Source organism: Isoptericola sp. NPDC056618 (assembly GCF_042792715.1).
Taxonomy (GTDB): domain Bacteria; phylum Actinomycetota; class Actinomycetes; order Actinomycetales; family Cellulomonadaceae; genus Isoptericola; species Isoptericola nanjingensis.
On sequence record NZ_JBHTVZ010000006.1, the window covers coordinates 135,643 to 161,102 of the forward strand.

21 protein-coding genes are annotated in these 25,460 nt (G+C 72.9%); 7 read left to right on the plus strand and 14 right to left on the minus strand.

Annotated elements, in window-relative coordinates; all coding sequences use genetic code 11:
* Positions 1-10 precede the first annotated feature (10 nt).
* Positions 11-661: a TetR/AcrR family transcriptional regulator gene (locus tag ACFQ8T_RS10425; protein WP_430546467.1), complete on the plus strand. Its 651-nt coding sequence runs from the start codon at positions 11-13 to the stop codon at positions 659-661.
* On the plus strand, positions 661-1,230 hold the full coding sequence (locus ACFQ8T_RS10430) for a hypothetical protein (RefSeq protein WP_430546468.1): 570 nt from the start codon (positions 661-663) through the stop codon (positions 1,228-1,230). Before ACFQ8T_RS10425 ends, ACFQ8T_RS10430 begins: the two co-directional genes overlap by 1 nt.
* On the opposite strand, the gene ACFQ8T_RS10435 is transcribed toward ACFQ8T_RS10430, so the two are convergent.
* From ACFQ8T_RS10435 to ACFQ8T_RS10455, 5 genes are all read right to left on the minus strand, one after another.
* Positions 1,170-2,099, minus strand: coding sequence for a carbohydrate ABC transporter permease (locus ACFQ8T_RS10435; protein ID WP_430546469.1), 930 nt, complete (start codon positions 2,097-2,099; stop codon positions 1,170-1,172). The genes ACFQ8T_RS10430 and ACFQ8T_RS10435 overlap by 61 nt on opposite strands.
* Entirely contained in the window at positions 2,099-3,103 is a 1,005-nt protein-coding gene (locus tag ACFQ8T_RS10440) for an ABC transporter permease (RefSeq protein ID WP_430546470.1), read from the minus strand. Before ACFQ8T_RS10440 ends, ACFQ8T_RS10435 begins: the two co-directional genes overlap by 1 nt.
* A 3-nt stretch (positions 3,104-3,106) precedes the next feature.
* Positions 3,107-4,774 carry an extracellular solute-binding protein gene (locus ACFQ8T_RS10445; protein ID WP_430546471.1) on the minus strand — a complete coding sequence of 556 codons (1,668 nt, stop codon included), beginning with the start codon at positions 4,772-4,774 and terminating at the stop codon, positions 3,107-3,109.
* A 131-nt stretch (positions 4,775-4,905) separates the two neighbouring features.
* The gene (locus ACFQ8T_RS10450; protein WP_430546472.1) at positions 4,906-6,114 is read right to left on the minus strand and encodes an endo-1,4-beta-xylanase; all 1,209 of its coding nucleotides are present in this window, start codon (positions 6,112-6,114) and stop codon (positions 4,906-4,908) included.
* A 69-nt stretch (positions 6,115-6,183) separates the two neighbouring features.
* On the minus strand, positions 6,184-7,140 hold the full coding sequence (locus ACFQ8T_RS10455; protein WP_430546473.1) for a glycoside hydrolase family 43 protein: 957 nt from the start codon (positions 7,138-7,140) through the stop codon (positions 6,184-6,186).
* A gap of 121 nt (positions 7,141-7,261) precedes the next feature.
* Between ACFQ8T_RS10455 and ACFQ8T_RS10460 the strand changes: the two genes are divergently transcribed.
* The 3 genes from ACFQ8T_RS10460 to ACFQ8T_RS10470 all read left to right on the plus strand — a co-directional run bounded on the left by ACFQ8T_RS10460 (position 7,262) and on the right by ACFQ8T_RS10470 (position 10,436).
* On the plus strand, positions 7,262-8,260 hold the full coding sequence (locus tag ACFQ8T_RS10460; protein ID WP_430546474.1) for a LacI family DNA-binding transcriptional regulator: 999 nt from the start codon (positions 7,262-7,264) through the stop codon (positions 8,258-8,260).
* Positions 8,261-8,384: 124 nt separating this feature from the next.
* Entirely contained in the window at positions 8,385-9,707 is a 1,323-nt protein-coding gene (locus ACFQ8T_RS10465) for an enolase C-terminal domain-like protein (RefSeq protein ID WP_430546475.1), read from the plus strand.
* A gap of 102 nt (positions 9,708-9,809) precedes the next feature.
* On the plus strand, positions 9,810-10,436 hold the full coding sequence (locus ACFQ8T_RS10470) for a superoxide dismutase (protein ID WP_430546530.1): 627 nt from the start codon (positions 9,810-9,812) through the stop codon (positions 10,434-10,436).
* A gap of 63 nt (positions 10,437-10,499) precedes the next feature.
* Here the strand turns inward: ACFQ8T_RS10470 and ACFQ8T_RS10475 are convergent, their stop codons facing one another.
* Entirely contained in the window at positions 10,500-10,865 is a 366-nt protein-coding gene (locus ACFQ8T_RS10475; protein ID WP_430546476.1) for a nuclear transport factor 2 family protein, read from the minus strand.
* A 100-nt stretch (positions 10,866-10,965) separates the two neighbouring features.
* Between ACFQ8T_RS10475 and ACFQ8T_RS10480 the strand changes: the two genes are divergently transcribed.
* Together ACFQ8T_RS10480 and ACFQ8T_RS10485 are read left to right on the plus strand one after the other, a co-directional pair.
* Entirely contained in the window at positions 10,966-11,664 is a 699-nt protein-coding gene (locus ACFQ8T_RS10480) for a FadR/GntR family transcriptional regulator (RefSeq protein WP_430546477.1), read from the plus strand.
* 100 nt (positions 11,665-11,764) lie between these two features.
* A complete protein-coding gene (locus ACFQ8T_RS10485; RefSeq protein ID WP_430546478.1) occupies positions 11,765-12,112 on the plus strand; it encodes an STAS domain-containing protein in 348 nt (115 codons plus the stop codon).
* On the opposite strand, the gene ACFQ8T_RS10490 is transcribed toward ACFQ8T_RS10485, so the two are convergent.
* From ACFQ8T_RS10490 to ACFQ8T_RS10525, 8 genes are read right to left on the minus strand one after another with little or no spacing between them, the layout of a single operon-like run.
* On the minus strand, positions 12,081-13,415 hold the full coding sequence (locus ACFQ8T_RS10490) for a glycoside hydrolase family 125 protein (RefSeq protein WP_430546479.1): 1,335 nt from the start codon (positions 13,413-13,415) through the stop codon (positions 12,081-12,083). The two genes, ACFQ8T_RS10485 and ACFQ8T_RS10490, sit on opposite strands and share 32 nt — an antisense overlap.
* A gap of 15 nt (positions 13,416-13,430) precedes the next feature.
* A complete protein-coding gene (locus tag ACFQ8T_RS10495; RefSeq protein ID WP_430546480.1) occupies positions 13,431-14,354 on the minus strand; it encodes an ROK family protein in 924 nt (307 codons plus the stop codon).
* A gap of 22 nt (positions 14,355-14,376) precedes the next feature.
* On the minus strand, positions 14,377-17,523 hold the full coding sequence (locus tag ACFQ8T_RS10500; RefSeq protein ID WP_430546481.1) for an alpha-mannosidase: 3,147 nt from the start codon (positions 17,521-17,523) through the stop codon (positions 14,377-14,379).
* Entirely contained in the window at positions 17,507-19,798 is a 2,292-nt protein-coding gene (locus ACFQ8T_RS10505; protein WP_430546531.1) for a glycoside hydrolase family 3 N-terminal domain-containing protein, read from the minus strand. The genes ACFQ8T_RS10500 and ACFQ8T_RS10505 overlap by 17 nt, the downstream gene beginning before the upstream one ends.
* Positions 19,795-22,314, minus strand: a complete 2,520-nt coding sequence (locus ACFQ8T_RS10510) for a glycoside hydrolase family 2 protein (protein WP_430546482.1) — start codon at positions 22,312-22,314, stop codon at positions 19,795-19,797. Before ACFQ8T_RS10510 ends, ACFQ8T_RS10505 begins: the two co-directional genes overlap by 4 nt.
* A 4-nt stretch (positions 22,315-22,318) precedes the next feature.
* Complete coding sequence (locus ACFQ8T_RS10515; protein WP_430546483.1) at positions 22,319-23,629, minus strand: alpha-L-fucosidase; 1,311 nt, start codon at positions 23,627-23,629, stop codon at positions 22,319-22,321.
* Positions 23,626-24,468: a carbohydrate ABC transporter permease gene (locus ACFQ8T_RS10520; protein WP_430546484.1), complete on the minus strand. Its 843-nt coding sequence runs from the start codon at positions 24,466-24,468 to the stop codon at positions 23,626-23,628. The genes ACFQ8T_RS10515 and ACFQ8T_RS10520 overlap by 4 nt, the downstream gene beginning before the upstream one ends.
* Complete coding sequence (locus tag ACFQ8T_RS10525; RefSeq protein WP_430546485.1) at positions 24,468-25,457, minus strand: carbohydrate ABC transporter permease; 990 nt, start codon at positions 25,455-25,457, stop codon at positions 24,468-24,470. The genes ACFQ8T_RS10520 and ACFQ8T_RS10525 overlap by 1 nt, the downstream gene beginning before the upstream one ends.
* Between the last annotated feature and the right edge of the window lie 3 nt (positions 25,458-25,460).

Below are 25,460 nucleotides of genomic sequence, written 5' to 3' on the forward strand. Positions count from 1 at the left end.
CGTTATTGGCATGACCGCCAATAACGGCCGGGCGCCCGGTCGTCCCCCGCGACGACGCCGCTCCCCCGAGCAGGCGCGGCAGGAGATCCTCGACGCCGCCACGACGCTCGTCGCCGAGCACGGACCGGACGGCGTCACCCTCGCGAAGGTGGCCCGGGCGGCCGGCGTGACGAGAGGGCTGGTGAGCCACTACTTCGGCACCTACGCGGGCCTCGTGCGGGCGGTGCTGCGGGAGGAGGACACGCACCACCGCGAGCGCGTCCGCGCCCGGGTCGCGGACGACGCGGGCGTCCCGTACGCCGCCCGGATGCTCGACGTCGTGTTCGCGACCCTCGACGACGAGCGGTACCTGCGGCTGTGGGCCTGGTCCGCCCTGCACCCCGAGCACGGCACGCTCGCGACCGACGGGCTCGCCGGCGTCGCGGACGTGATGGAGGCAGGCCTGCGCGCGGCGCTGCCCGCCGACCGGGTCCCGTCGCGCGACCGGATCGAGGCGGTGCTGCTCGTCGGGATGTCCGGCGCGTACGGCTACGCGCTGGGCGGGCGGTCCTGGCAGTCGGCGCTCGGCCACGACCCGGGCGACCCCGAGCGCGCCACCGCGTTCCGGGCCGCACTCTCGGCCGCGGTGGCGGCGTACCTCGTCGGCGAGGAGACCGCCTGATGGACACCACGCTGGACCCCGTGCTGGACACGGTGCCGCCCCAGGTCCTCGTCGGCCTGGCGACCCTGACGGTGATCGTCCTCCTCCGCCTGCGCCCCCGACCCGCGCGGACCGGGCGCCTGCTGATCGTCCCGGTCGTCGTCATGCTCGTCGGCGCGTTCCTGCTGGTGCCGTGGCTCGCGCTGCCGTCGCCCGGGGGCGCGATCGCCACGATCGCGGTCCTGGCCGTCGACCTCGTCCTCACGGTGGGCCTCGGCGTGGCCCGCGGGGCCACCGTCGAGGTCACCACAGACCCGACCGGGTCGGTCCGGTTCCGCTACACCGGGGTGACCGTGGCGCTCTGGGCTGTGTCCGTGGCGCTGCGCTTCGAGCTCGCCGACGCGGGCGCCCGGGTCGGCGCGTCCCCGGGCGTCACGGAGGGGAGCATCCTGCTGGCGCTGGGGCTCTCGCTGCTGGTGCAGCACCTCGTCGTCGTCCACGCGATCGGCCGCGCACGCGCCCGCCGCCCTCAGCCCTTGACCGAGCCCAGCATCACGCCGGACACGAAGAACCGCTGCACGAACGGGTAGACGCACACGATGGGGATGATCGTGAGGATCATCGTGACCGCCTGGATGTTCGCCGAGACGGCCTGGGTGGTCGCGCCGACGGCGGCGGCCCCCTCGGACGCCGACGACGACGCCCCCGCGATGAGGTTCCGCAGGAAGAGCGTGACGGGGAAGAGCTCGTTCTTGTCGAGGTACAGGAAGGCCGAGAACCAGTCGTTCCAGTACGCGACCGAGTAGAACAGCACCATCGTGGCGAGCACGGCCTTCGACAGCGGCAGCACGATGCGGCCGAAGATCCCGAACCACCCCAGCCCGTCGATCTGCGCCGCCTCCTCCAGCTCCTGCGGGAGGTTCTCGAAGAACGACTTCATGACCAGCAGGTTGAAGACGGAGACAGCGCCCGGGAGCACCACCGCCCACATCGTGTTCTTCAGCCCGAGCGACGAGATCAGCACGTAGTTGGGCACCAGCCCGCCGTTGAAGAACATCGTGAACACCGCGACGCCGATGAGGGCCCCGCGACCGCGCAGGTGCCGCTTGGAGATGACGAACGCGAACGTCGTGGTCAGGACCATCGCGATGGTGGTGCCGACGAGCGTGTAGACGAGGGTGTTGCGGTAGCTGCTCCAGAACAGCCCGTCCTGCGCCATGGCGCGGTAGGTGTCCAGGTTGAACCCGACCGGCCAGAAGCTCACCATCCCGGCCTTGATCGCGCCGGGGCTGCTGAACGACTGCGCGAGCACGGTGACGAACGGGTAGAGCATGAACAGGGACACCACCACCAGCGCCACCGTGTTGAACACCGTGAACGCCCGGTACCCCCGGGTGTCCCGCGCCCCGACGGGCGTGCCGGCGGACCGCACGCTCGGGGACGACGTCGCGCGCTGCATCACCACAGGCTTGCTCCCACCACTCGTCGCGAGATGAAGTTGGCGCTCAGCACCATGACCAGCCCGATGCACGCCTGGAAGAGCCCGATGGCGGCCGCGTAGCTGAGGTTGTTGGACACCAGGCCGACCCGGTAGAGGTACGTCGAGATGACGTCCGCCGTGGAGTAGGTGAGCGGGTTGTAGAGCAGCAGGACCTTCTCGAACCCGACGTTGAGGAACGTGCCGATGTTGAGGATCAGCAGCGTGATCATCGTGGGCCGGATCCCGGGGATCGTCACGTGCCACGTCTGCTGCCACCGGTTCGCGCCGTCGATGCGCGCCGCCTCGTACAGGGACGCGTCCACGGTGGTGAGGGCGGCGAGGTAGAGGATCGTGCCCCAGCCGACGGTCTGCCAGACCTCCGACCCCACGTAGATCGTGCGGAACCACTCCGCCCGCTGCAGGAACGGGATGGCCTCGCCGCCGAGGCCCTCGATGATCTGGTTGACGGTGCCCTGCAGCGACAGCAACTGCATGACCATGCCCGCCACGATCACCAGCGACAGGAAGTGCGGCAGGTAGGAGATCGACTGGATGGTGCGCTTGAAGGCCTTCTTGCGCACCTCGTTGAGCAGGAGCGCGAGCACGATCGGCAGCGGGAAGCAGACGACGAGGGTGAGCCCCCCGAGGATCACCGTGTTCCAGAAGACCTTCCAGAAGGTGGGGTCGTGGATGAACATCTCCACGTACCGCAGGCCCACCCACTGCTCGCCGAAGATGCTGCCGCCCGGGCGGAACTGCCGGAAGGCGATGACGTTCCCCAGCATCGGCACGTAGCGGAAGACCACGAGGAACAGGACGGGCAGGACGGCGAGGGCGTACAGCTGCCAGTCGCGGCGCAGGCTCAGCCGCCAGGACCGGCGGGCCGGCCTCGACCGGCCCACGTCCGCCCGCGGGGGGCGGGGCGTGGGCCCGTCGAGGACCGGCGTCGGCGCCGACAGCTGCCGGTCCGAGGTCGTGCTCATGGGTCAGTTCTTCTCGGCGAAGCGCTGCTGCGCGCCGTTGATCAGGTCGAGGTAGCCCTGCAGGTTCTGTCCCTCGAGCTCGGTGACGTAGTCGTCCCACTCCGCCAGCGGACGGTCGCCGAGGATGAACTTCAGCGTGTTCGTGTCCACGGTGTCCTTGAGCGGGGTGGCGAGCAGGGACGCCTGCTCCAGCTCGGCGTCGTCCAGCGGCGCCGGCGGGAACGGGTCGCGCGGGGTCCTGCTCTCCAGGACGCGGTCCATGTACTCGACGAACTGGTCGGAGTTGTAGGACTCCTTCAGGGCGCGCGACTCGGTGGACTCCGCGAGGAAGGTGGAGAAGCCGAGGTCCTTCGCGAGGTCGGTCGTGGCGTCCGGGTTGATGTTGTACGCGTCGAGGGAGTAGTCGGGGTCGATGGTGATCGTGCCGTCGGCGTCCTTCGTGTACGTCTCGCCCTCGACGCCCCAGCGCAGCATCTCGCGCGCGTCGGGGCTGTAGTACAGCCAGTCGAGGAACTGGACCAGGGCGACGAAGTGCGGGTCGTCCTTGGCCTCGGCACTGATCATGAACCCGTGCCAGAAGTTGCGGGGCTCCACGACCTGGCCCGCGGGGCCGCCGGGCGGGGCGATCTGCACGAGCTCGAACTCGGCGTCCGGGTCGGCCTCCTGGAGGGCGAGCTGGAACTCCGCCACGGTGCCGGAGGCACCGGACGCCGCGAACACCGCGCTGTTCGCCACCTTCTCGGAGAGCTCGTTCACGCTGCCGTCGCTGGTCGTGGTCAGGGTCTCCGGGTCGAGCAGCCCGTCCTCGACGAGCCCGTGGAAGTACTCGACCATCTCCTTGTACCCGTCGGACGTCGCGGCGTAGGTGAACTCGTCGGCCCCCTCGTCCCAGAACGTGCCGTTGCCGAAGCCCCAGCCGGCGACGGTGCCGAAGGCGTGCGCCGCGTAGTTGAGCATCGACTGCCCCTCGAAGCCGTCGGCGAGCGGCTTGGAGTCGGGGTGCTTCGCCTTGATCTTCTCGAGGGCGACGCGCAGCTCGTCCCAGGTCTCCGGCACCTCGGCGCCGACCTCGTCGAAGACGTCCTTGCGGATGATCATCGAGAACACCGGGACGGACACCTCCTGCAGCCCGGGGACCATGTAGTACTTCCCGTCGTCCTGGCGGAGGTTGTCGATCATGTCGCCGAGGTCCCACTCCTCGACGTACTTCTGGAAGTTCGGCATGAGGTCGACGTAGTCGCTCATCGGGAGCACCGCCCCCGACGAGACGAACGGGGCGTCCTCGCCCGTGTAGACGAGCGGGATGATCTGGGGGGCGTCGCCGGCGCTGATGAGCAGGCTGCGCTTCTCCGTGGCGTCGCTGAACGGGATGTTGGTCGGCTGGAGCGTGACGTTGGTCCGCTTCTCGATCTCGTCGAAGAGCTGCCAGGAGTCCTTGATCGGGAGCTCCGGCCAGTCGGTCCACAGGATCGAGAAGTCGACGGGCTCCGTCGCCTTGAACTGCTGGTCGGCGGCGAAGTCGGTCATCGACGCCTCGGTGTTGTCCAGCCCCGCGCCGCCCTCCTCCGACTCACCGCTGCACGCGGCGAGGAGCAGCAGCGACGACGCCGCGACGGCTGCCGGGACGGCCCGCCACGGGCGGCGCGCCCGCGGTGTCAGATCACCCATCATGTGTCTCCCCTTCGAGAACCCCGGGCCACGTCGCCCGAGCCGACCGACCGTCCGACTGCCCGGTCCGTCTGCGATTTTAGCGTTAAACTAGAGCCCGCCTCCGGGCCCGTCAACCCCCGTCTCACCGGGGATCAGGGGGCGAGGCGCAGCTCCACGGCGTGCTCTCCCGCCGCCAGGTCGACCGTCGCCGACGACGCGCCGCAGCGCGCCTCGTACCTGCCCGCGAAGCCCTCCACGTCGATCCGCCCGGCCGCGTCCGTGCGCCCCGGCGTCGGGCCCGTCCACCACGCGTCGCGCACCAGTGACCGCAGGGCGTCGTAGGCCGGCTTGGGCGTGCCGTCCGCCCGCACGAGCCCCGCCGGCGCACCGAGCCACGCCCCGGCGTCGCCGAGACCCCAGTACGTGATCGACTCGACGGCCGGGTGGGAGACGAGCGCCGAGTAGTGCGCCACCACGTCGTCCGCCTGGCGCGCCTCGCCCTCGGGCGTGGACGGCCACCGGGCGACCTGGTGGTCGTTGAGGTCCTCGACGTCGGCCGGCATGAGGTCGCCCGAGACGAGCGTCGTCTCGGTCCAGTGCAGCGGCAGCCCGAAGGGGGCGAACCGGTCGCAGACCTCGAGCAGCCGGTCGGCGCCGCGGAAGCCCTGGTGCATGTGCGACTGCAGCCCGATCGCGTCGATCCGCACGCCCGCCTCGAGCAGCTCCTCGATCAGCCGCTCGTACTCGGGCCCCAGGTCGAAGTCGTTGATCAGCAGGCGCGGCGACGTGCCCTCGCCGCGCGCCTCGTCGACCGCCAGCCGCACCATCTCGACGCGGCCGAGTCGTGCGCACAGGCGACTGATCGCGTTGGGGACACCGTCGGGCTCGTTCGTGAACCGGGGCATGATCACCACCTCGTTGATGGCGTCCCACGTGTCGATCAGGCCGGCGAGGTCGCGCACCTCCCGGCGCACGCGCTCGCGCAGCAGCCGCTCCGCGTCGTCCAGCGGCAGGCGGTCGACCCACGGGGCCTTGACCGTGTGCCACACGAGCGGGTGCCCCTTGAGGCGCACCCCCCGGTCGGCGAACCAGCGCGCCGCCTCGGTGAGGTCGGCGAGGGCCGTCTCCCCGCGCCGCGGCTCGTAGCGCCCCCAGTACACGGGCAGGGTCGCCGTGTCGAACAGCCCCAGCCAGAGGTCCTGGTAGCCGGCGTCCGCGCCCGCCACCTCGAAGGCCGCGCAGCCGAACTCGAACGCGTGGCGCACCTGGCGCACCGTGACGTCCTCGTGCGCGAGAGGGCGGCCCCCCTCGTCCGTGAGCGTGACGACGCTCCGGGTGCGGCGGTGGTCGAGGCCGGTCACGCCGCAGCCTCCGGCGTGAGCGGCACGGGCGTTCTTCTCATGCGTCTCCTTCGTGGTGCGTCGTCCTGGTCAGAGCCGGGCAAGGCCCCTCCACTCGCCGCGCCGGAGCGGGAGCACGGCGCCGTGCTTGGTGTGCGGGGGCAGGTGCAGCTCCTCCTCCGGCACGGGCTCCCACCGTCCGGACGAGAGGTCGGTGGTGGTCAGCGCCCGGTACCCCTGCGGCGGACGGCCGTACTGGTCCACCCACAGGTACCAGCGGCTCCCGTCGTGCGTCGGGAAGACGAGCGGACCCTCGACCGCGGGGCCGAAAACCTGGCCCAGCCCGGTCGCGAGCGTCCGGAAGGCGGGGTGGAAGAACGACGACCCCACCTGGTGGAAGACCTGCCACGACCCCGGCGCGCCGTCGTCCTGCTTCGCGAACCGGTGCACCTCGTCGCCGACGGCCACCGCCGTCATGTCGATCACCCCACCGGGCAGCTCGAGGTACGTCTCGGCGGGGGCGAACGTGCGGAGGTCGCGGGTGGTGGCGGTCATGATCCGCGGCACGCAGGGCCCCTCGTGCCGCGGGTCGTCGGGAGCGTAGAGGGCCGCCGCGAAGTGCAGCACGAGGACGCCGGTGTCCGCGTCGTGGAACACCTCCGGCGCCCAGGCCATGCCTGCGTGCGGCGGCGCGACGGTCACGTGGCGCGGCTCCGACCACGTCAGGAGGTCCGGCGAGTCCCAGACGACGACGTCCCGGCTGCCGTGCCGGGCGTACTCGTGCCAGTCCGGGCCGGCGGGACGCCACACCCGCAGGTCGGTGGCGACGAGGTGGAAGCCCTCGCCGTCGGGCCGGCGCACGACGTGCGGGTCGCGGACGCCGGTGGTGCCGGCGGTGGTCTCGAGAACCGGCGCGCCGCCGTGGAGCGGACGCCATCGCAGCGGGTCGTCGCCCTCGCTGAGGCTGAGGTGGACGCGCTCCCCGTGGCCCGCCGGGTCCTCCACGAAGTGCACGAGGAGATAGCCGTACGGATCGTCGGAGCGCATCGTCGAACCCTTCTCGGTTTATCGTTAATCCGGGCCGACCCTGACATGGCGGAACCGCGTCGTCAAGGCCGGCACGACGCCGCCGCGCACGGCCTGGCAGGATCACCCCGGGAGGTGGCGCATGGTCACGATGAGCGACGTCGCGCGGGAGGCGGGCGTGTCGATGATGACCGTCTCGAACGTGCTCACGGGCAAGAAGCGCGTGGGCGACCCCACCCGCGACCGGGTGCTCGCGGCGGTCGAGTCGCTCGGCTACGAGGTGAACCTCACCGCCCGGCACCTGCGCGCCGGACGCACGGACACGGTCGCCCTCATCGTGCCCAGCTTCCACGACTACTTCGGCGAGGTCGCGGACCGGATCGCCCCCCTGGTCGAGGCCGGCGGCCGCCACCTCGTGGTCGAGCGCACCAGCGCGGACGCGCGCAGCGAGATGGAGTCGCTGAGCATGCCGCGGCTGCGGATGTACGACGGCGTCCTCCTCTCGGTGGCCGGCCTGCTCAGCGACGAGCTCGACCGGGTCCCGACGTCCACCCCGATCGTGCTCCTGGGCGAGCGGGAGGTGCCCCAGCAGTTCGACCACGTCCGGCTCGCCAACGTCGAGGGCGCCCGCCTGGCGACGGCGCACCTGCTCGAGCGGGGGGCGCGGCGGGTGCTCGCCCTCGGCGCCTCCGTCGAGGCGTCGGTCGGCATGGAGTCGGACCGGCACGCGGGATGGGCCGAGGCGCACCGCGCGGCCGGGCTCGTCGCGGACGAGCGCCTCGTCACGCCCGTGCCGGACTTCACGTCCGAGGCCGCGTACGACGCCGTCACCCGGCTGCTCGACGACGGCACGCCGTTCGACGGCGTCTTCGCCGTCAACGACACCGTGGCGTTCGGGGCGGTGGCCGCCCTCGCCGAGCGAGGCGTGCAGGTCCCCGACGACGTCCAGCTGGTGGGCTTCGACAACCTCGGCGTCTCGCGCTTCGTCCCGCCGGGGATCACCTCGGTCGACCCCGGCTACGACGTCGTGGCGGCCACCGCCGTGCGGCTCCTCGAGCAGCGGATGGCCGGCGGCGACGGTCCGCACGAGCACGTGACCGTCCCCGTCCACCTGGTCGAGCGAGGCTCGACCCGCGCCTGACGCCCCCAGTCCTCGGATCTCTTGCCCCGCGGACGACCGCACGTTCGTTGCCGTTCTCGACGTGTTGCCGCTAGGTTGGCCTCAGTCATCCGATCTTTCTGCCCGTCGCCACGAAGAGGTGCGCATGCCCACCATCACCGACGTCGAGATCACCGACGTCCGCTTCCCCACCTCCCGCACCGCCGACGGGTCGGACGCGATGAACGCCGACGCCGACTACTCGGCCGTCTACGTCGTCCTGCGCACCGACGGCACCGACCCCGCGGGCGAGCCGCTGGCCGGCCACGGCCTGACGTTCACCATCGGGCGCGGCACGGACGTCGTCGCCCTGGCGGCCCGGCACCAGGCCGATCGGCTGGTGGGGCGGGACGTCGACGACGTCGTCGGCGACCTGGGCGGCACGTACCGCGACCTCACCGCCGACAGCCAGCTGCGCTGGCTCGGGCCGGAGAAGGGCGTCGTCCACCTGTCGCTGGCCGCCGTCCTCAACGCAGCCTGGGACCTCGCCGGGCGCCGCGCCGGCAAGCCCGTGTGGCGGCTGCTCGCAGACATGACGCCCGAGCAGCTCGTCGACGTCGCGGACCTGCGCTACCTCTCGGACGCCCTCACCCGCGACGAGGCGCTGGAGATCCTGCGTGCCGCCGAGCCCGGCAAGGCCGAGCGCATCGCGCACCTGGAGCGCCGCGGCTACCCCGCGTACACGACGTCGGCCGGCTGGCTCGGGTACGACGACGCCAAGCTGCGCCGCCTCACCCGGGAGGCCGTGGACGCCGGCTACCGGCACGTGAAGCTCAAGGTCGGGGCGCGGCTCGAGGACGACGTCCGCCGCCTCGGCATCGCGCGCGAGGAGCTCGGCCCGGACCTCACGCTGATGATCGACGCGAACCAGGTATGGGACGTGCCCGAGGCCATCGAGTGGGTCCGCGCCCTGCAGCGGTTCGACCCGCTGTGGATCGAGGAGCCCACGTCGCCCGACGACGTCCTCGGCCACGCCGCCGTGCGCGAGGGCGTCGCCCCCGTGCGCGTCGCGACGGGCGAGCACTGCCACAACCGCGTGATGTTCAAGCAGCTCTTCCAGGCGCGGGCCACCGACTACTGCCAGCTCGACACGGGCCGCCTCGCCAGCATCAACGAGATCGTCGCGGTGCTGCTGCTCGCCGCGAAGTTCGGCGTGCCCGTCTGCCCGCACGCCGGCGGGGTGGGCCTGTGCGAGATGGTGCAGCACGTGTCGGTGCTCGACTACGTCGCCGTGTCGGGGTCGCTGGACGGGCGCATCACCGAGTTCGTCGACCACCTGCACGAGCACTTCACCGACCCGTGCCTGGTGGAGGACCTCGGCGAGGGCGTGTCGTACGTCGTGCCGACCGCGCCCGGCTACTCCACGCAGATGCGCCCGGAGTCCGTGGCGGAGTTCCGCTTCCCCGGCGGCGCTGCGTGGACGTCGTGACCGTGGTGACCTGGGACACGTTGCCCGGAACACGTTGACCTCAACAAGGGTTCAGGTCGTAGCGTGACCAGCAACGACATCCGCGACGACGAAGGGGACGAGATGCCCGTCTACACCCTGCCCGACCTGCCGTACGACTACAGCGCCCTCGAGCCGCACATCAGCGGCAAGATCATGGAGCTGCACCACGACAAGCACCACGCGGCCTACGTCACCGGCGCCAACACCGCCCTGGAGAAGCTCGCCGAGGCCCGCGAGTCCGGCGACAACGCCGCGGTGAACCTGCACGAGAAGAACCTCGCGTTCAACCTCGGCGGCCACACCAACCACACCGTCTTCTGGAACAACCTCTCCCCCGAGGGCGGCGGCCAGCCCGAGGGCGAGCTCGCCGAGGCCGTCAAGGACGCCTTCGGCTCCTTCGACACGTTCCAGGCCCAGTTCGCCGCCGTCGCCACCGGCATCCAGGGCTCCGGCTGGGCCGTGCTCGGCTGGGACTCCATCGGCCAGCGCCTCGCCATCTTCCAGCTCTTCGACCAGCAGGCCAACGTCCCCGTCGGCATCACCCCGCTTTTCATGCTGGACATGTGGGAGCACGCCTTCTACCTCGACTACCTCAACGTCAAGGCCGACTACGTCAAGGCCGTCTGGAACATCGCGAACTGGCAGGACGTCGCCGCCCGCCTCCAGCGCGCCCGCACCCAGACCGCCGGGCTCATCGTCCCCGCCTGACGCCCCCGCGCCGTGAGCGGGCGTCCGGCCCTGTCTCCGTCGGGAGACAGGGCCGGGGCCCGCTCACAGCGTTGTCTGCTGGTACAGCGCGAGCCGGGGCTCGCCGTCGACGACGACGTAGGTGCTGGCCATGAGCGCGACGAACGGCGGGTCGTCGCCGCGCACCGCCCGCGCGCGGTAGACCAGCGCGGCGGCGCCGTCCACGAGCCCGACGCGCCGCACGTCGTGCAGGTCGTAGGAGTCCCACGGCGGCGCGCCGTCCAGCGAGGCGACGACGGCGTCGCGGTCGAGCACCGAGCCGTCGACGAGCACCATGAGCGCGGCGGGCGTCATGAGGTCGCCGTAGAACGCGCCCCCGGTGCTGCGGCACAGCGCGTCCCACCCCTGGTGCTCCAGGTTCAGCAGCCGGTCGAGCGTGAGGTCCGCCATCGCGCCAGGCTACGGACCGCGGCGGGTCCACGCACGGACGCCCCCGGATTCATCGGAGGAATCGGTGCACCCGCGCGGGAACTGGGCCATAATCCAGGTCATGTCCCGCACCGATGAGGTCGTCGACGGCGTCCGCCGCATGATCACCGGCGGCGAGCTCGGCCCCGGCGACCGGCTCCCCGTGGAGAAGGACCTCGCCGACCGGCTCGGCGTCTCCCGCGGCTCCCTGCGCGAGGGCGTACGCGCCCTCACCGTGCTCGGCGTCCTCGACACCCGCCAGGGCGACGGCACGTACGTCACCAGCCTCGACCCCGCCCGGCTCATGTCCTCGCTGCAGTTCGTCGTGGACCTGCACGGCGACACCAGCGCGCGCCCGTTCCACGCCGTCCGGCGGGTGCTCGAGACCGAGGCCGCCGGCCTGGCCGCCCACCGCATCACCCCGGCGGCGCTGGAGGAGGCCCGCGTCGTGCTCGAGCAGGCGGCGAGCACCCTCGCGCAGGACGAGATCGACCACGCCGCCTTCATCGAGGCCGACACCGCGTTCCACCGGATCGTCGCCGACCAGGGCGGCAACCCCGTGATCACCGCCCTCGTCGAGGCCATCGCCGGCCGCACCGCGCGGGAGCGGCTCTGGCGCGGGCTGCACGAGGAGGGTGCCGAGGCCCGCACCCAGCGCGACCACGAGGCCGTCTGGCGCGCCCTGGCCGCCGGGGACGCCGAGGCCGCGCGCGTGCGCATGGCCGCGCACCTCCTCGACGTCGAGGAGACCCTCCCCGGCCCGGAGGCCACCGAGGGCTGACCCCGCGGGTCGGAGCCCCCGGCGGCCGCACCTAGACTGGACGTCGCCTGCGATCAAGCCACCGGTCACCAGCAGGAGACGCGTGCGAGAGGAACGGATCATGGCCGCCCACGGTGGTATCAACCTGAGCGACGACGGGCTCCGGTGGGAGATGTGGGGCGAGATCGACGTCGCCGTCGCCCACGAGGTCTACGCCACGCTGGAGGCTGCGGGCGAGGGCCGCAAGACCCTCGACATGCGCAGGGTCACGTTCATCGACTCGTCCGGCGTCCGCCTCGTGGTCCTCGCGTGCGAGAACGGCCCGCACCCGCGGGTGGTCGGCGCTCCGCAGCTCGTCCGCGACATCTTCGAGATGATGAGCTTCGACATGCTGGTCGACTTCGTCGACGCCGACCCGACGGAGCCGCTCGACGACGCTACGCGGACGGGGACCGGACCCCGAGGGTGACCCGGGCAGCGTCGTCGACCACGGCGAGCGCGAGCTCGCAGAACATCGAGTCGGCCCAGGAGAACCAGGGTCGTGAGTACTGCGTCGGGTCGGAAGGATCGAAGCTCTCATGGACCTGCCCTGTGCCGCCGTCCGCCCGTGCGATCAGCTCGAGCAGGCGTCTGCGGTCATCGGGCGTGCCGGTCAGCCCTTCGACGGCGAGGGCGATCGGCCAGACATGGCCTCGTAGCGTGTGCGGGCTGCCGACGCCGCTCACGAGCGTCCCGGTGAAGAAATACGGATTGGCGGGGCTGAGGACGAACCTGCGCGTCGCCTGCCAGATCGTCGCGTCGATCACGTCCGGTGCGACGAGAGGGAGCGACAGGAGCGACGGCGTGTTGGCGTCGTCCATGCACAGGACACCGCCGAGGCCGTCCACCTCGTAGGCGTAGATCTGCTCGTCGCCGCCGGGAGAGGTCACGACCCCGTGGGTGGCGACGCCGTCGACCAGCTCGCGGGAGAGAGAGCGCGCGTCGTGCGCCAGCACGCCGTCGGCGTAGACCTCGCCCGCGATCGCTGCCAGGTCGAGGAGCGCCTGTGCGGCGAACAGGTTGGCCGGCACGTTGTAGCCGTACGTGCATGCGTCGTCCGAGGGACGGAAGCCGCTCCAGGTCATCCCGGTGACTCCCACGGGCGTACCCCGACCGCCCCGCGCGAGCGTCTCGGTGGGAGTCGCGGTGTCGCGGGAAAAGCGGTAGGTCGAGCCGTCGTGTCGTTGCTCGGCACGCAGCTGGTCGACGACCACCCGGAGGACCCGGTGCGCGCGCTCGTCGAAGAGCCGCGCCGCCTGGCCCGGGTCGGCACGCCAGAGCCGGTGCGCGAGCGTCACCGGGTACGCCAGGCTGTCGACCTCGTACTTCTGTTCCCACACGTGAGGGTCGACGCAGATGTCGTCGGGGTCGTATCGAGCCCCGGTGGGGCCGTCGTTGAAGGCGTTGGCGTACGGGTCGTGGTCCAGACACTCGAACTGGCGCCGCACGACCCCGGCCACGAGCGTGGCCAGCGGTGGACAGTCGGCGAGGAATCTCAGGTAGGGCGTGAGCTGGACGGTCGAGTCCCGCAGCCACATCGCGGGGATGTCACCGGTGATGACGAAGGTGCTGCCGTCCGTCCCGACGGTCATGGTGTCGGTGAGGGTGCGCCGCAGCGCCCGGTCGACCATCGTGCCGATGCGCTCGCCGGCGACCCTTCGCACGCGGTCGGCCGCCGTCCGTAGCGTCGTGTCGATCGCCGGGTCGAGACGAGGAGTGATGTGCTGAGCCATGGTGCGCCTCCCTGGTCAGAGCGTGGCAAGAACGTCCGTCGGCGGGTCGGCCACGAGATCACGGGCCGCCAGCCCGGCCCCGAGCAGACCGGCATGGTCGCCCAGGGCAGCCATGCTGACCTCCGCCCCTCGGACCCAGCGCCTCGTGGCGGCCTGGGACCGGTAGACGTCGGCGACGAGGCCACCTCGGGCGAACACGCCGCCCCCCAGCACGATGCGGTGCGGCGCGAGGACCGCGCACATGCCGTTGAGCCCGTCGGCGAAGGCCTCGGCGGCCTCCATCAGGGCCCCGACAGCCGCAGGCTCGCCCGAGTCGGCGGCCGCGACGAGGCGGTCGACCGTGCGATCCGGTCCCGGCAGCACCCGCTCGGCGGCGCGGCGAAGCGCCTCCCCGGACGCCAGTCCCTCCCAGCATCCGGCAGCGCCACAACCGCAGGACAGGCCGCCGCGGTCGACCACCACGTGGCCGATCTCGCCGGCGAAGCCTCGCCCCCGGACGAGCGTGCCGTCCAGGACGACCGCGCCACCGATCCCGGTGCCGACCGTGACGACCAGGACGAGGCCTGGCGCCGAGCTCCCGTGGACCTCGGCGAGAGCGGCGGCCTGCGCGTCGTTGATCACCTCGGAGGGCAGGCCCGTGTACTCGACGAGAGCGGAACGCAGGTCGATATCACCGAGGCCCACGTTCGCGCTGAGCAGGAGGCGACCATCGTCGACCACACCGGCGACCGCGATGCCGACAGCAGAGGCGTCCTGCCCGAGGTCTCGGGCCAGGTCGAGCACCGCGGCGTGCCGAGCCTGGGGGCTGTCGGGCAGCGGTCGGCGCACGACGTCTCGCAGGGAGCCGTCCGGGCCGACCAACCCTCCGCGGATCATCGTCCCGCCCATGTCGATGCCGACCGTGGTACCCGGGACGCCCTGTCGCGACCTCGTCGTCATGGTGATTCCCTTCGTCTCCATCTCAGGCCCCCACCTCTGTCACCCGAAGGGTGACGATGCCGAAGGGCCGCACGACCAGTGCGGCTCCGCACGCGTCGTCCGCCGTCCATCCCTCGAAGCTGCGGCAGCCGTCGGCCCCGTCCCCGAGCGGCTCCTCGAGCAGGTCGACGCGCGCGACCGTCCCGGGCCCGTCGAACGCGACCCCGGCGCTCGCCTGCGCGCCGTACGGCTCGTACAGCCGGACGACCAGGTCCCCGCTCCCGTCGTGCGCGAGCTTGACCGATTCCACGAGGAGGCCCGGCCCGTCGACCCGCACCAGCGGCTCGACGGCTGCTCGCCCGGACGACACCTGGCGCGGCGGGAGCGACAGGGCGTAGCCGTCCCGAACGGCGTCGGCGACGTCGGCCCCGGGGCGCAGGCGGTGGACGAACGTGTGCCGCCCGAGGTCGGCCCCGGGGTCGGGGTACTGCGGTCCCCGGAGCAGGTGCAGGTTCACCGTCGTCGTGGTCCCGCCGTCGGGGCGGACCTCGCTCGCCGCGTCGTACCCCTGGGTCGTGCGGTTGGCGATGCCGACGCCGAAGCCGGCGTCCCCCACGTGGACCCAGCGGTGGGCGACGTCGACGAACCGCGCCGACTGCCAGCTCGTGTTGCGGTGCGTGGGGCGGCGGACGTGACCGAACTGCGTCTCGGCCGCCACCTCCTGCGCGCGCACGTCGAGCGGCCACGACAGCACGAGGAGCTCCTCGCGCTCGTTCCAGTCCACAGCCGTCGTCACTTCGAGCGCGCCGTCCACGAGCTCGAGCCGCTGCGCCAGGGTGCTGTCACCGGGCCCGAGCACGCGCTCGACGACGATCGAGCCGTCCTCGACCCGGACGCGGGCCTCGGGGACGTCCCGGGACACGCGGTGCGCGTGCGCGTCGATGTCCCACGCGTCCCAGCGGTTGGGCAGGTCGCGGAACAGGCGCACGACGTTGGCCGGTCCCGCCGCGGCGACCGCGTCGCGCCCGGTCGTGAGGTCGACGAGCGAGAGCACGTGGCCGGATCCGTCGACGACGACGCGCAGCGCGTCGTCCTCGAGGATCCACGTCGCGCCGACCGCCCGCGCGGGCAGAGACTCCGCCGCGCGACGCGGGCCCACGGACAGCGGCGGGACGCCGTCGAGGACGACGGGGCTCGGGTTCGCCCACAGCTCCCCCCGGCCGGTTGTCAGGTCGCCCTGCGCCCGACCGGCGAGCACGTCCAGCGCACCCGCGACCAGCTCGGCGCACCGCCGCTGGACCCGCTCGTGGTCGCGCGCCGCGTCCTGGTACACCCAGGCGATGGACGAACCCGGGAGCACGTCGTGGAACTGGTGCACCAGCACGGTACGCCACAGGTCGCGCAGCTCGTGGAGCGGGTAGGCGGCCCCGGTGCGCCGCGTCGCCGTCGCACACCAGAGCTCGGCCTCGCGCAGCGCCGACTCGCTCCGCCGGTTGTCCGCCTTGAGCCGCTGCTGCGACGTCGAGATGCCGCGGTGCAGCTCGAGCGGCATCTCACCGACCCACACGGGCGATGCCTCGCCCCGCTCCTGCGCGGCGGCGGCGAGCGCCTCCGAGCGGGCGAAGAAGTCCTCGGGGGTGCCCCAGGCCACGCGGGCCGAGCCGGCGAGGTCGCGCACGCGCCGCGCCGTCTCGGCGTGCTCGCGCGTCGGGCCGCCCCCGCCGTCGCCCCACCCGCTCGGTGCGAGCGAGAGCTCGGCGGACACCGTGTCGGAGTCCGCGACGTTCGCCTCCGCGTGCGCGAGCTGGCGCGGGGTGAGGTCGCTGTTGTAGTTGTCGACCGGCGGAAAGTGCGCGAGCACGCGCGAACCGTCGATCCCCTCCCAGGTGAACGTGTGGTGCGGCATCCGGTTGGTGTCGTTCCACGACATCTTCTGCGACAGGAACCGGCGCATGCCGGCGGCACGGAAGATCTGCGGCAGGGCGGCGGAGTAGCCGAACGAGTCGGGCAGCCACACCTCGCGGCACCGCACCCCGAGCTCGTCCGCGAACCAGGTGGTCCCCTCCAGGAGTTGTCGCGCCATGGACTCCCCCGACAGCAGCACCGTGTCGGACTCGACCCACATCCCGCCCACCGGGACGAACCGGCCCGCGCCGACGGCCGACCGGATCCGCTCGAACAGCTCCGGCTCGCTCTCCTGCACCCACGCGAGGTGCTGCGCGGAGGAGGTCACGAACGTCGTCTCGGGGTACTCCTCCAGCAGCGCGAGGGCGTTGGAGTACGTCCGCACGACCTTCCGGCGCGTCTCCCGGAAGGGCCACAGCCAGGCGGAGTCGATGTGCGCGTGGCCGACAGCCACGACCTCGTGCCCGCCGTCCCCGTTGCCCTCGGCCAGCACCCCGGCGAGCTCCGCGCGCGCCGCGGGGGCCGACGCACGGAGCGCCTCGGGCGTCGCGACCTGCACGACGTCGAGCATGCGCGCGAGCGCCCGCAGGACCCGGCCGCGACGCAGCCCGGGGCCGGACAGCACCTCGAGCTGCTCGCGCAGGACGCGCACGTCGCGCCACAGCCCCCACGTGGCGTCGTCACGCAGCCGCAGGCCGATCTCGCCCCACGCGTACTGGGGGACGGCGGGCAGCGTCGCGGGGTCGCCGAGCGGCGTCGGAGCGAAGGTGAAGTCCGGGTCCATGACCGGGTTGGCCGCGGCCTCCACCCACACGTCCACCGGCAGGGCCGCCTCTCCGGCGGACCATGCGTCCCAGCCGGTGCGGTCCGCGCGCAGGAGGAGCGGGAGAGGCACGCGCCGGTTGTACGGCGAGATGCCCTTGAGCACCCGGCCGTCATGCGCGCGCGCCGTGCCCTCGGCCTGGAAGCCGGGCGTGTCGCGCGTGAACCCGAGGTCCACCTCCAGGTCGACGAGCGACTCCTCGCCCGCCCACGCGGCCGGCACCTCGCCGCGCAGCCGCAGCCAGGTCGTCGACCACGGCTCGCCCCAGGGCTCGCCCGGGGCCACGGGGTGGAATGCGTCGTCCGGCAGGGCCAGGACCACGTCGGGGCGCACGGGCTCCCCCGGCTGCGACCAGGCCGTCACGGTGATCGGCGCGCTCGCGGCGTCCAGAGCCGGGGTGAGCCGCTCGTCGACGAAGCGCCGGACGCGACCGAGGGTCACGTCGTCAGGCTCGAGCCCCATCGACGGTCACCTCCCCGGCTCCGTCCTGCGCGACGTCGAACGACCACCGCCGCCCGGCGAGTGCCACCTCGACGCGCGCGCGCCGGTCCGCGAGGACCGCGAGGGCCAGGTCCGGGCGCAGGATCTCGTCGCACGGGACGCGCACCGACACCCGCGCCCCGTCCCCGGAGGCGACGCTCACACGCTCCCACCCGACGACGACGGTGCGCGCCCAGTCCACGCCGCCGACGCGCCGCGACCGGACGAGCAGCAGGCCCTCGCCGTCCCAGTCCCCCGCGGCGGCACGGACGTCCGCCTCGACCACCAGGTCCTCGCCGCTCACCGAGAGCCGGACCCCGTCGACGTCGAGACCGCCGTAGCCGATCCCGTCCCCGACGCGTGCCAGCACCGGCTCCGGGACGTCGCGGTAGACGCCCTCGGCGGGCATCCGCTCGTCGTCACGCACCGGGATCGCGCCCGGGTGCGCGGGCAGCGTCACCGGCAGGTGGCCGACGGGCTGGCGCACGCCGAGCAGCAGGTCGGCGACCACCCGGCCCCCGGCCGGCCCCGGGTAGAAGACGAGGAGGACGGCGTCGGAGTGCGCGACGACGTCCGCGAGCACGTACGGGCGCCCGGCGAGGACGACGGCGACGACGGGGCCGCGGGCCGCCGCGCGCACCGCGGCGAGCGTCTCGACCTGCCCGGCGGGCAGCACCGGGGACGCGAGGTCGACGCCCTCGCCGCAGTCCGCGGCGGTCTGGCCGGCGTTCGCGCCGTTGCCCGCGAACTCGTCCGTGTAGGCGCGGTGGCTCGACCCGCCCAGCACGACCACGACCCCGTCCGCCGCCGCGACCGCGGGGACGTCGTCGGCATCCGCGCGCTCGACCACCACGCCGTGCGCGCCGGCCGACGCCACCAGAGCATCCGCGACCGACACCCGGCGGTCCGGGGCGAGCGGGGCCACGTAGTCGCCGAGCAGGGCGTCGACGTCGTCGGCGCGCGGACCGGTGACGACCCACCGTCCCCCGGGGGCGACGGGCAGGGCGGGACGGTCCGCCCCCGCGGCGGGCTCGTTGCGCAGCAGGACCGCGGACCGGGCGGCTATCGCGACGGAGAGGTCGCCGGTGGCCGGACGGTCGGAGGGCCGCGCCTCGTCCACGGGCCCCAGGAGGCCCGACCGGGCCTTGACCGTGAGCACGCGCAGGCAGGCCTCGTCCACGGCGCGGGACAGAAGGTCGGGCGACTGCGCCACCGCCTCCTCCAGCATCGTGAACGACCGGTCCCACAGCGACAGGTCGACGCCGGCATGGAGCGCCGTGGCGGCCGCCGCCACCAGGCCCCCGGCCTGCTCGACGATCCGGTCGACGGCGAGCCCGTCGGCCATGACCAGGCCGTCGAAGCCCCACTTCCCCCGCAGGAGGTCGGTCAGGAGCGCACGGTTCGCGACGCACGGGACGCCGTCGATGTCGTTGTACGCGGCCATGAGGCCGAGGGCCCCCGCCGCGACCCCTGCGCGCGCGGCGGGCAGGTGCAGCTCGGAGAGGTCCCGCGGCCCCAGCGCAGCGGAGTGCCCGTTGCGGCCGCCGGCACCGGCGCCCTGCGCGGCGAAGTGCTTGAGGACGACGCCGACGCCGCTCCCGTCGGCCAGGCGCGAGCGGTCGCGCCCCTGCATGCCCACGACCGCGGCCTCCGTCATCCGCGCCGCCAGCGCCGGGACCTCGCCGTAGCACTCCTCGGAGCGGCCCCAGCGGGGGTCCTGGAGCAGGTCGAGGGTGGACACGAGCGCCAGGTGCACGCCGTCGGCGCGCAGCGACGTGGCGACCGACGCGCACGCCTGCCGGTACAGCTCGGCGTCCCAGGTGGCGCCCACGGCCAGGTTGACGGGCAGCAGCTCGGCGCCGAGCGCCTGGTGCCCGTGGGGGGCCTCCTCGACGAGCAGCGGCCCGACGTCCTGCCCGGACGCGGCGCGCACCTCGTCGACGACGAGCGCGGCGACCTCGGCCCGCTCCTCCGGCCGGATCCCGTCGGCCCAGCCCCGCCCGGACCACGCGTCGGCGCGGAAGAGGCCGTACAGCGCGCCCAGCCCGCCCCACCGGTCGACCTCCTCGCGCAGCAGGTCGGTGGTCCGCCACGTCCCCTGGGCCGTGCGCTCGACGGCCTGCCACCCGAGCAGCCGCTGGTTGAGCTGGCCGACCCGCTCGCGCAGGGACATGCCTGCCATCACCTCGGCGGCGCGCCGCCGAGCCGGGTCGGTCCCGGCGCCGTGCACGCAGGGTGCGGGGGCCTCGTGCGTCATCGGTGCCACAGGTCGTTCCTCGTCCTCAGTACGGGGCGTGCGCCGAACGCCGCCGGGTCGGCGGCCTCGGCGCCGGTCACGTCGAGCTCGACGGTCTCGCCGGGGAGCAGGAGCGTCAGCAGGTCGTCGACCCGTGCCGCAGGGTCGAGCCGGTCGACGAGCAGCGCGACGTCGCAGGTCACCACGTCCGCCGTGATCCGCACGCGCCAGCCCAGCGGGGTCCTCTCGGCCTCGACCGCCGGCGCCGGCCTGGCCCAGCGCACGCCGTCCTCGCGGCACAGCGCGGACCACGCACGCAGGCCGTCGCAGTCCGCCACGAGCACCTCGTCGCGGCGAGCGCCGGCGAGCGCGACCTGCGGCGGCACGTCCCACCGTGCGACCGACCGGGGCGCGACCTCGACCATGTGCTCCACCTCCGCCGGCGCGCCGAGCGGACCGCCCACGACGTGCACGCGCCGCACGACGACGCGCGCCCGCCACACCGCGTCCGTGTCGTTGACGAGGACCACCCGGGGTGCGCCGTCGTGCGGCTGGATCGAGAGGGTGCGCGGCGCGTACGCCCGGCGCAGCGCGTGCCACCCGGGCTTGGGCCGCCCGCCGTGGTCGATCACCGACCACGAGATCCCCGGCCACGCGTCGTTGAGCTGCCACACGAGCATCCCGGCGGTGCGCGGCCATGAGCCGCGCAGGTGGTCGGCGGCGGTGCGCAGGGCGTCGGCCTGGTTGAGCTGGGTCGCCCAGGACCAGTCGTCGACGTCGTCGAGCAGGCGGTCGGGGTCGGGGACGTGCCCGTCGAGCCGGCGCACGAGGTGGCGCATCCCGCCGACCTGCCGCTGGCGGGTCGCGAGGGCGTCGCCCCGCACGTCGACCGGGCGCTCGGTGAGCGCGGCCGCGAGCGTCGCCCACGTGGGCGGGGCCTGGAATCCGAGCTCGGCGGCGAAGCGCGGGACGTGGTGGCGGTACGTCGTGTGGTCGTACAGGTTCCACTGGTCCCAGAGGTGGCTCGTGCCCTCCCCGTCGACGTTCGGCCCGACGCCGTCGGTCGACGAGAACGGGCTCGACGGCACGTAGGGGGTGCCCGGGGCCTCTTCGGCGACGATCTGCGGCAGGAGCTGGCGGTAGTACCCCTCGCCCCACGTGCGGGTCCCGACCCGGTCGGGCCAGCCCCAGTCGCTCCAGCCCTGGAGGTTCTCGTTGGAGCCGTTCCACACGACGACGCTCGGGTGCGCGGCGAGGCGGCGCACCTGCTCCCGCGCCTCCGCCTCGACCTCGGAGCGCAGCGGCTCCTCCTCGGGGTAGGCGGCGCAGGCGAACGCGAAGTCCTGCCAGACCAGCATCCCCGCGGCGTCGCAGGCCGCGTAGAACGCGGCGGCCTCGTAGACGCCGCCGCCCCACACGCGCAGCATGTTCATGTTCGCCGCGACCGCCTGGTCCACGCGCTCCGCGTAGCGCCCGGCCGTCATGCGCGAGACCAGCAGCTCGTCGGGGATCCAGTTCGCGCCGAGCGCGAAGACCTCGCGCCCGTTGACCACGACGACGAACCGGCGCCCGTGCGCGTCCGGAGTCGTGTCGAGGTCGACGCGGCGCAGCCCGACCCGGTGGGCTTGCTCCTGGTCCGTCCCGACGAGCGCGATGGTGACCTCGTGGAGCGTCGGGGCGCCGTACCCGCGCGGCCACCACAGCTCGGCGTCCGGCACGTCGAGGACGATCTCGTCGCGGCCGATCACCACGTGCCGCGACCGGTGCTCGCCGAACCCGATCTCGACCTCGCCCATGACGACCTCGCCGTCCTGCCCGTCGAGCTCGACGGCGACCACGACCCGGCGCCCGGCGAGGTCCGCCGAGACCTCGCCGCGCGCGTGCGAACGCAGCCGTACGCCGCTCCACGCCTCGATCCGGGCGGGGCGCCACAGGCCGGCCGACACCAGCGGAGGCGCCCAGTCCCATCCCACGCTCGACGCCATGACGCGCAGCCGGTTGTACGGGTAGGCCCAGTCGTACGGCAGGGTGCCGTCGTCGGCGGCGAGCATCGCCCGTGCGGCCGAGGAGAGCTCGACGGCAAGCCGGTTCGCGCCAGGGCGGACGAGCGCGGACACGTCGACCGCGTACGCGCGGTGCATGTTCGCCGTCGCCACGGCCTCACGGCCGTTGACGCGGACCGTGGCGACGGTGGCGAGGCCGTCGAGGACGAGCTCGACCCGGCCGGCCGTGAGGGCGTCCGTCAGCTCGACGTCCGCCTCGTACACCCAGTCGCTCTCTCCCACCCAGCGCACCGCGGCGGCGTTGTCGTCGACGTACGGGTCCGCGATGACGCCCGCAGCGAGCAGGTCGTCGTGGACGCACCCCGGGACCGACGCCGCGATCCCGTCACGCAGGCGCGCGACGACGTCGTCGGCCGGACCGTCCGCACCGGCTGCTAGGGCTCCGCCCAGCCGCACGGTCCAGCCCGGTCCACTCAGGTCCGTGCGATGGACCGTCCCGGCCGCGGTCACGTCCTGCAGGTTCCGGTCGTGCACGCGCTCAGTCCTCCGGGTAGTCGGTCGGCGCGCTGTAACCCTCCGGGACCACCGGTGCGGTCCGGTGGCCGGTCCGGTACACCAGCACCTCTGCGAGGCGAGCGCCCGGGCCCTCCAGCTCGATCTCGAGCTCCCGCGTGGCGGGGGTGTCCAGGACGTGCAGCCGCCCCGCCCCGACCGTGCCGCCCGCGGCCACCACGGTCCCGCCGCGGCGGACCTCGTGCCGCGCGATCCGCTGGCCCGTAGTGAGGTCCTCCCGGACCAGCACGTGGTCGAGCTCGACGGGCTCGTCGCCGAGGTCGGCACGCCACGTGGTGTCCCCGATGCGGGTGACGGCCGCCGCGACGGGGTCCCCGAACCGCGCACGGACCTCGTCGCCGAACGCCGTGACCACCGCGGCGTCCGCCGGGGCGATGCGGCCACGACGGTCCGGCGGGACGTTGAGCAGCAGGTTCGCGCCCAGGCCGACGGACCGGTAGTAGATGGCCAGCAGGTGCTCCAGCGACTTGGGCTCGTCGTCCTCGGCCCAGAACCAGCCCCGGCGCACGGACACGTCGCACTCCGGGGGCAGGTACAGCGCCTCCGCGAACTGCGTCGTGACGACCGTGTAGTTGCTCATCTGCGTGTGGTGCACGACGTACTCGACGGGGTCGCTCGCGAGCCCGTCCTCGTTGCCGACCCACCGGATCGTCGGAGCGCCCATGTTGAACACCATCGCCTGCGGCTGGTGCGTGCGCGCGACCTCCATGGCGCGCGCCCAGTCGTAGGTGTACCCCTCGGAGCCCGCACCGTCGAACCACAGCTCGACGAGCGGCCCGTACCGGGTGCAGAGCTCGGTGAGCTGGGCGACGTAGACGTCGGCGTACGCCTCCGGGTCCCGGTAGGCCGGATGATTCCGGTCCCAGGGGGACAGGTACAGGCCGAGGCCGATCCCCGCGGCGCGGCACGCAGCGGCGACCTCGGCCACCACGTCGCCCTTTCCGTCGCGCCACGGCGACGAGGCGACGGAGTAGTCGGTGGTCGCGGTGGGCCACAGGCAGAACCCGTCGTGGTGCTTCGCGGTGAGCACCACGTACCTCGCGCCCGCGGCCACGGCCAGGGCCACCCACTCGTCGGCGTCGAGCTCGGTCGGGTCGAACGACGACGCCGGCAGGGAGCCGTCGCTCCACTCCTTGGCGTGGAACGTGTTGATGCCGAAGTGGAAGAACATGCCCACCTCGAGCTGCTGCCAGCGCAGCTGGTCCGCCGTCGGCACGATGACGTCCTTGGCCGCCTGCGGCGCGACGTCCTGGACGACGTCCTGGTTCGAGGTCACTTCACTGCTCCTGATTCCACACCCTTGAAGAAGTACCGCTGCAGTGCGACGAAGAGCACGAGGATCGGCACGATGGCGATGATGGACCCGGCCATGGTGACGCGCGGGTCGTACGAGAGGGACGAGGACGCGAGGCGCGACAGGCCGAGGGAGAGCGTGTACAGCTCTTCCGACCGCAGCACGATGAACGGCCACAGGAAGTCGTCCCAGGCGGCGATGAACGAGTTGATGACGACGACGACCATCGCGCCCCGCGCCGCGGGGAGGTAGATCTTCCAGAACCGGCGGACCTCGCCGGCGCCGTCGAGCATCGCGGCGTCCTCGACCTCGTTCGGCACGGCACTGAACGCGGCCCGGGTGATGAGGACGTTGACCGCCGCGATCGCGCCGGGCAGCCAGACGCCGATGAACGAGTCGTCGAGGCCGAGGTCGGTGATCTGGGTGTACAGCGAGACCATGATCGACTCGAACGGGAACATCATCGAGATGATGAGCACCCAGTAGAAGACGCCGCGGCCCCGCCATCCCTGGCGCGAGAGCATGTAGCCCGCGAGCGTCGGGAAGACGACCTGTGAGAACACCGTGAGCAGGCACATGATCAGGCTGTTGCGGATGTACAGGCCCATCGGCACCTGCTCGAACACGGTCTGGTAGGCCGCGAACGTCGGGTTCGCCGGGAAGAAGGTCGCGCTGCTCCCGTACAGGGCGTCCTGCGGTCCCTTGAGGGACGAGAAGAACTGCCACAGGAGCGGGCCCACGGAGATCGCGAGCACGACCAGCAGGAGGACGTACCGCGTCACGAGCGCGCGGGTGCGCCCGTGCGTGCGCCACCAGGTCATCAGTCCTCCTCCTTGGAGCCGAGCTTGTGCGACGCGACCGCGAGACCGATCGTGAGGACGAACAGGGCGACGGAGATCGCCGCGCCGTAGCCGACGTTCCCCGAGATCGGGTCGAGCGCGACGTCCCGGATGTAGAACGGCAGGGTCCGTGCCTGGCCGCCGACGCCGCCCGTCGCACCGCCGAGGATGTAGATCTCGGTGAACACCCGCAGGGAGCCGATGCCCGACATGATGCCGACGAGCAGCATCGTGAGGCGGACACCGGGGACGGTGACGTGGACGAACTGGCGGAACGTGCCGGCGCCGTCGAGCGACGCGGCCTCGTACAGGTCCTTGGGCACGCTGGCGAGCGCGGAGAGGTAGAAGATCATGTACCACCCGAGGCCCTTCCAGACGGTCAGCGCGACGGCGGTGAGGAGCAGCAGCGTCGTGTCCGACAGGAAGGGGATCGGGGAGTCGATGATCCCGACCTGCTGGAGCGCGGTGTTGATCGGCCCGTTCTCGGACACGAGGTTCTGCCACACCAGCGCGACCGCGACCATCGACGCGACCACGGGTGCGTAGAACGCCGTGCGGAAGAACCCGATGGCGGGGACCTTCTTGTACACGAGCTGCGCGAGCATCAGCGGCAGGACGACGAGCAGCGGGACCGCGACGACCGCGTAGAGCACAGAGTTGCGCACCGCGAGCCAGAACGCCGGGTCGGCGACCATGCGCGAGTAGTTGTCCAGGCCGACCCAGCCGCCGCCGCCGCCGAGCGGCCGGGCGTCCGTGAAGGACAGCAGGATGGTGTTGAGGAACGGGAAGACCCCGAACACCCCGATGACGATGATCGCGGGCGCGACCCACAGCCACGGAGTCCACCAGGGCCGGTAGAGCGCCGCGCCCGAGGACGGACGCGGACGGCGGGTGCGCGTCCGGCTGGACCGGGTGACCCTGGCCACCGGCTCACCGGCGGCCAGGGTCCCCGCGTAGACGTCGGTCGCCATCGG

Excerpts from the sequence above, each read along its gene's own strand:
- ACFQ8T_RS10425 (WP_430546467.1), top strand. The coding sequence starts at position 11 with ATGACCGCCAATAACGGCCGGGCGCCCGGTCGTCCCCCGCGACGACGC.
- ACFQ8T_RS10430 (WP_430546468.1), top strand. The coding sequence starts at position 661 with ATGGACACCACGCTGGACCCCGTGCTGGACACGGTGCCGCCCCAGGTC.
- ACFQ8T_RS10435 (WP_430546469.1), bottom strand. The coding sequence starts at position 2,099 with ATGCAGCGCGCGACGTCGTCCCCGAGCGTGCGGTCCGCCGGCACGCCC.
- ACFQ8T_RS10440 (WP_430546470.1), bottom strand. The coding sequence starts at position 3,103 with ATGAGCACGACCTCGGACCGGCAGCTGTCGGCGCCGACGCCGGTCCTC.
- ACFQ8T_RS10445 (WP_430546471.1), bottom strand. The coding sequence starts at position 4,774 with ATGATGGGTGATCTGACACCGCGGGCGCGCCGCCCGTGGCGGGCCGTC.
- ACFQ8T_RS10455 (WP_430546473.1), bottom strand. The coding sequence starts at position 7,140 with ATGCGCTCCGACGATCCGTACGGCTATCTCCTCGTGCACTTCGTGGAG.
- ACFQ8T_RS10460 (WP_430546474.1), top strand. The coding sequence starts at position 7,262 with ATGGTCACGATGAGCGACGTCGCGCGGGAGGCGGGCGTGTCGATGATG.
- ACFQ8T_RS10465 (WP_430546475.1), top strand. The coding sequence starts at position 8,385 with ATGCCCACCATCACCGACGTCGAGATCACCGACGTCCGCTTCCCCACC.
- ACFQ8T_RS10470 (WP_430546530.1), top strand. The coding sequence starts at position 9,810 with ATGCCCGTCTACACCCTGCCCGACCTGCCGTACGACTACAGCGCCCTC.
- ACFQ8T_RS10475 (WP_430546476.1), bottom strand. The coding sequence starts at position 10,865 with ATGGCGGACCTCACGCTCGACCGGCTGCTGAACCTGGAGCACCAGGGG.
- ACFQ8T_RS10480 (WP_430546477.1), top strand. The coding sequence starts at position 10,966 with ATGTCCCGCACCGATGAGGTCGTCGACGGCGTCCGCCGCATGATCACC.
- ACFQ8T_RS10485 (WP_430546478.1), top strand. The coding sequence starts at position 11,765 with ATGGCCGCCCACGGTGGTATCAACCTGAGCGACGACGGGCTCCGGTGG.
- ACFQ8T_RS10490 (WP_430546479.1), bottom strand. The coding sequence starts at position 13,415 with ATGGCTCAGCACATCACTCCTCGTCTCGACCCGGCGATCGACACGACG.
- ACFQ8T_RS10495 (WP_430546480.1), bottom strand. The coding sequence starts at position 14,354 with ATGACGACGAGGTCGCGACAGGGCGTCCCGGGTACCACGGTCGGCATC.
- ACFQ8T_RS10500 (WP_430546481.1), bottom strand. The coding sequence starts at position 17,523 with ATGGGGCTCGAGCCTGACGACGTGACCCTCGGTCGCGTCCGGCGCTTC.
- ACFQ8T_RS10505 (WP_430546531.1), bottom strand. The coding sequence starts at position 19,798 with ATGACGCACGAGGCCCCCGCACCCTGCGTGCACGGCGCCGGGACCGAC.
- ACFQ8T_RS10520 (WP_430546484.1), bottom strand. The coding sequence starts at position 24,468 with ATGACCTGGTGGCGCACGCACGGGCGCACCCGCGCGCTCGTGACGCGG.
- ACFQ8T_RS10525 (WP_430546485.1), bottom strand. The coding sequence starts at position 25,457 with ATGGCGACCGACGTCTACGCGGGGACCCTGGCCGCCGGTGAGCCGGTG.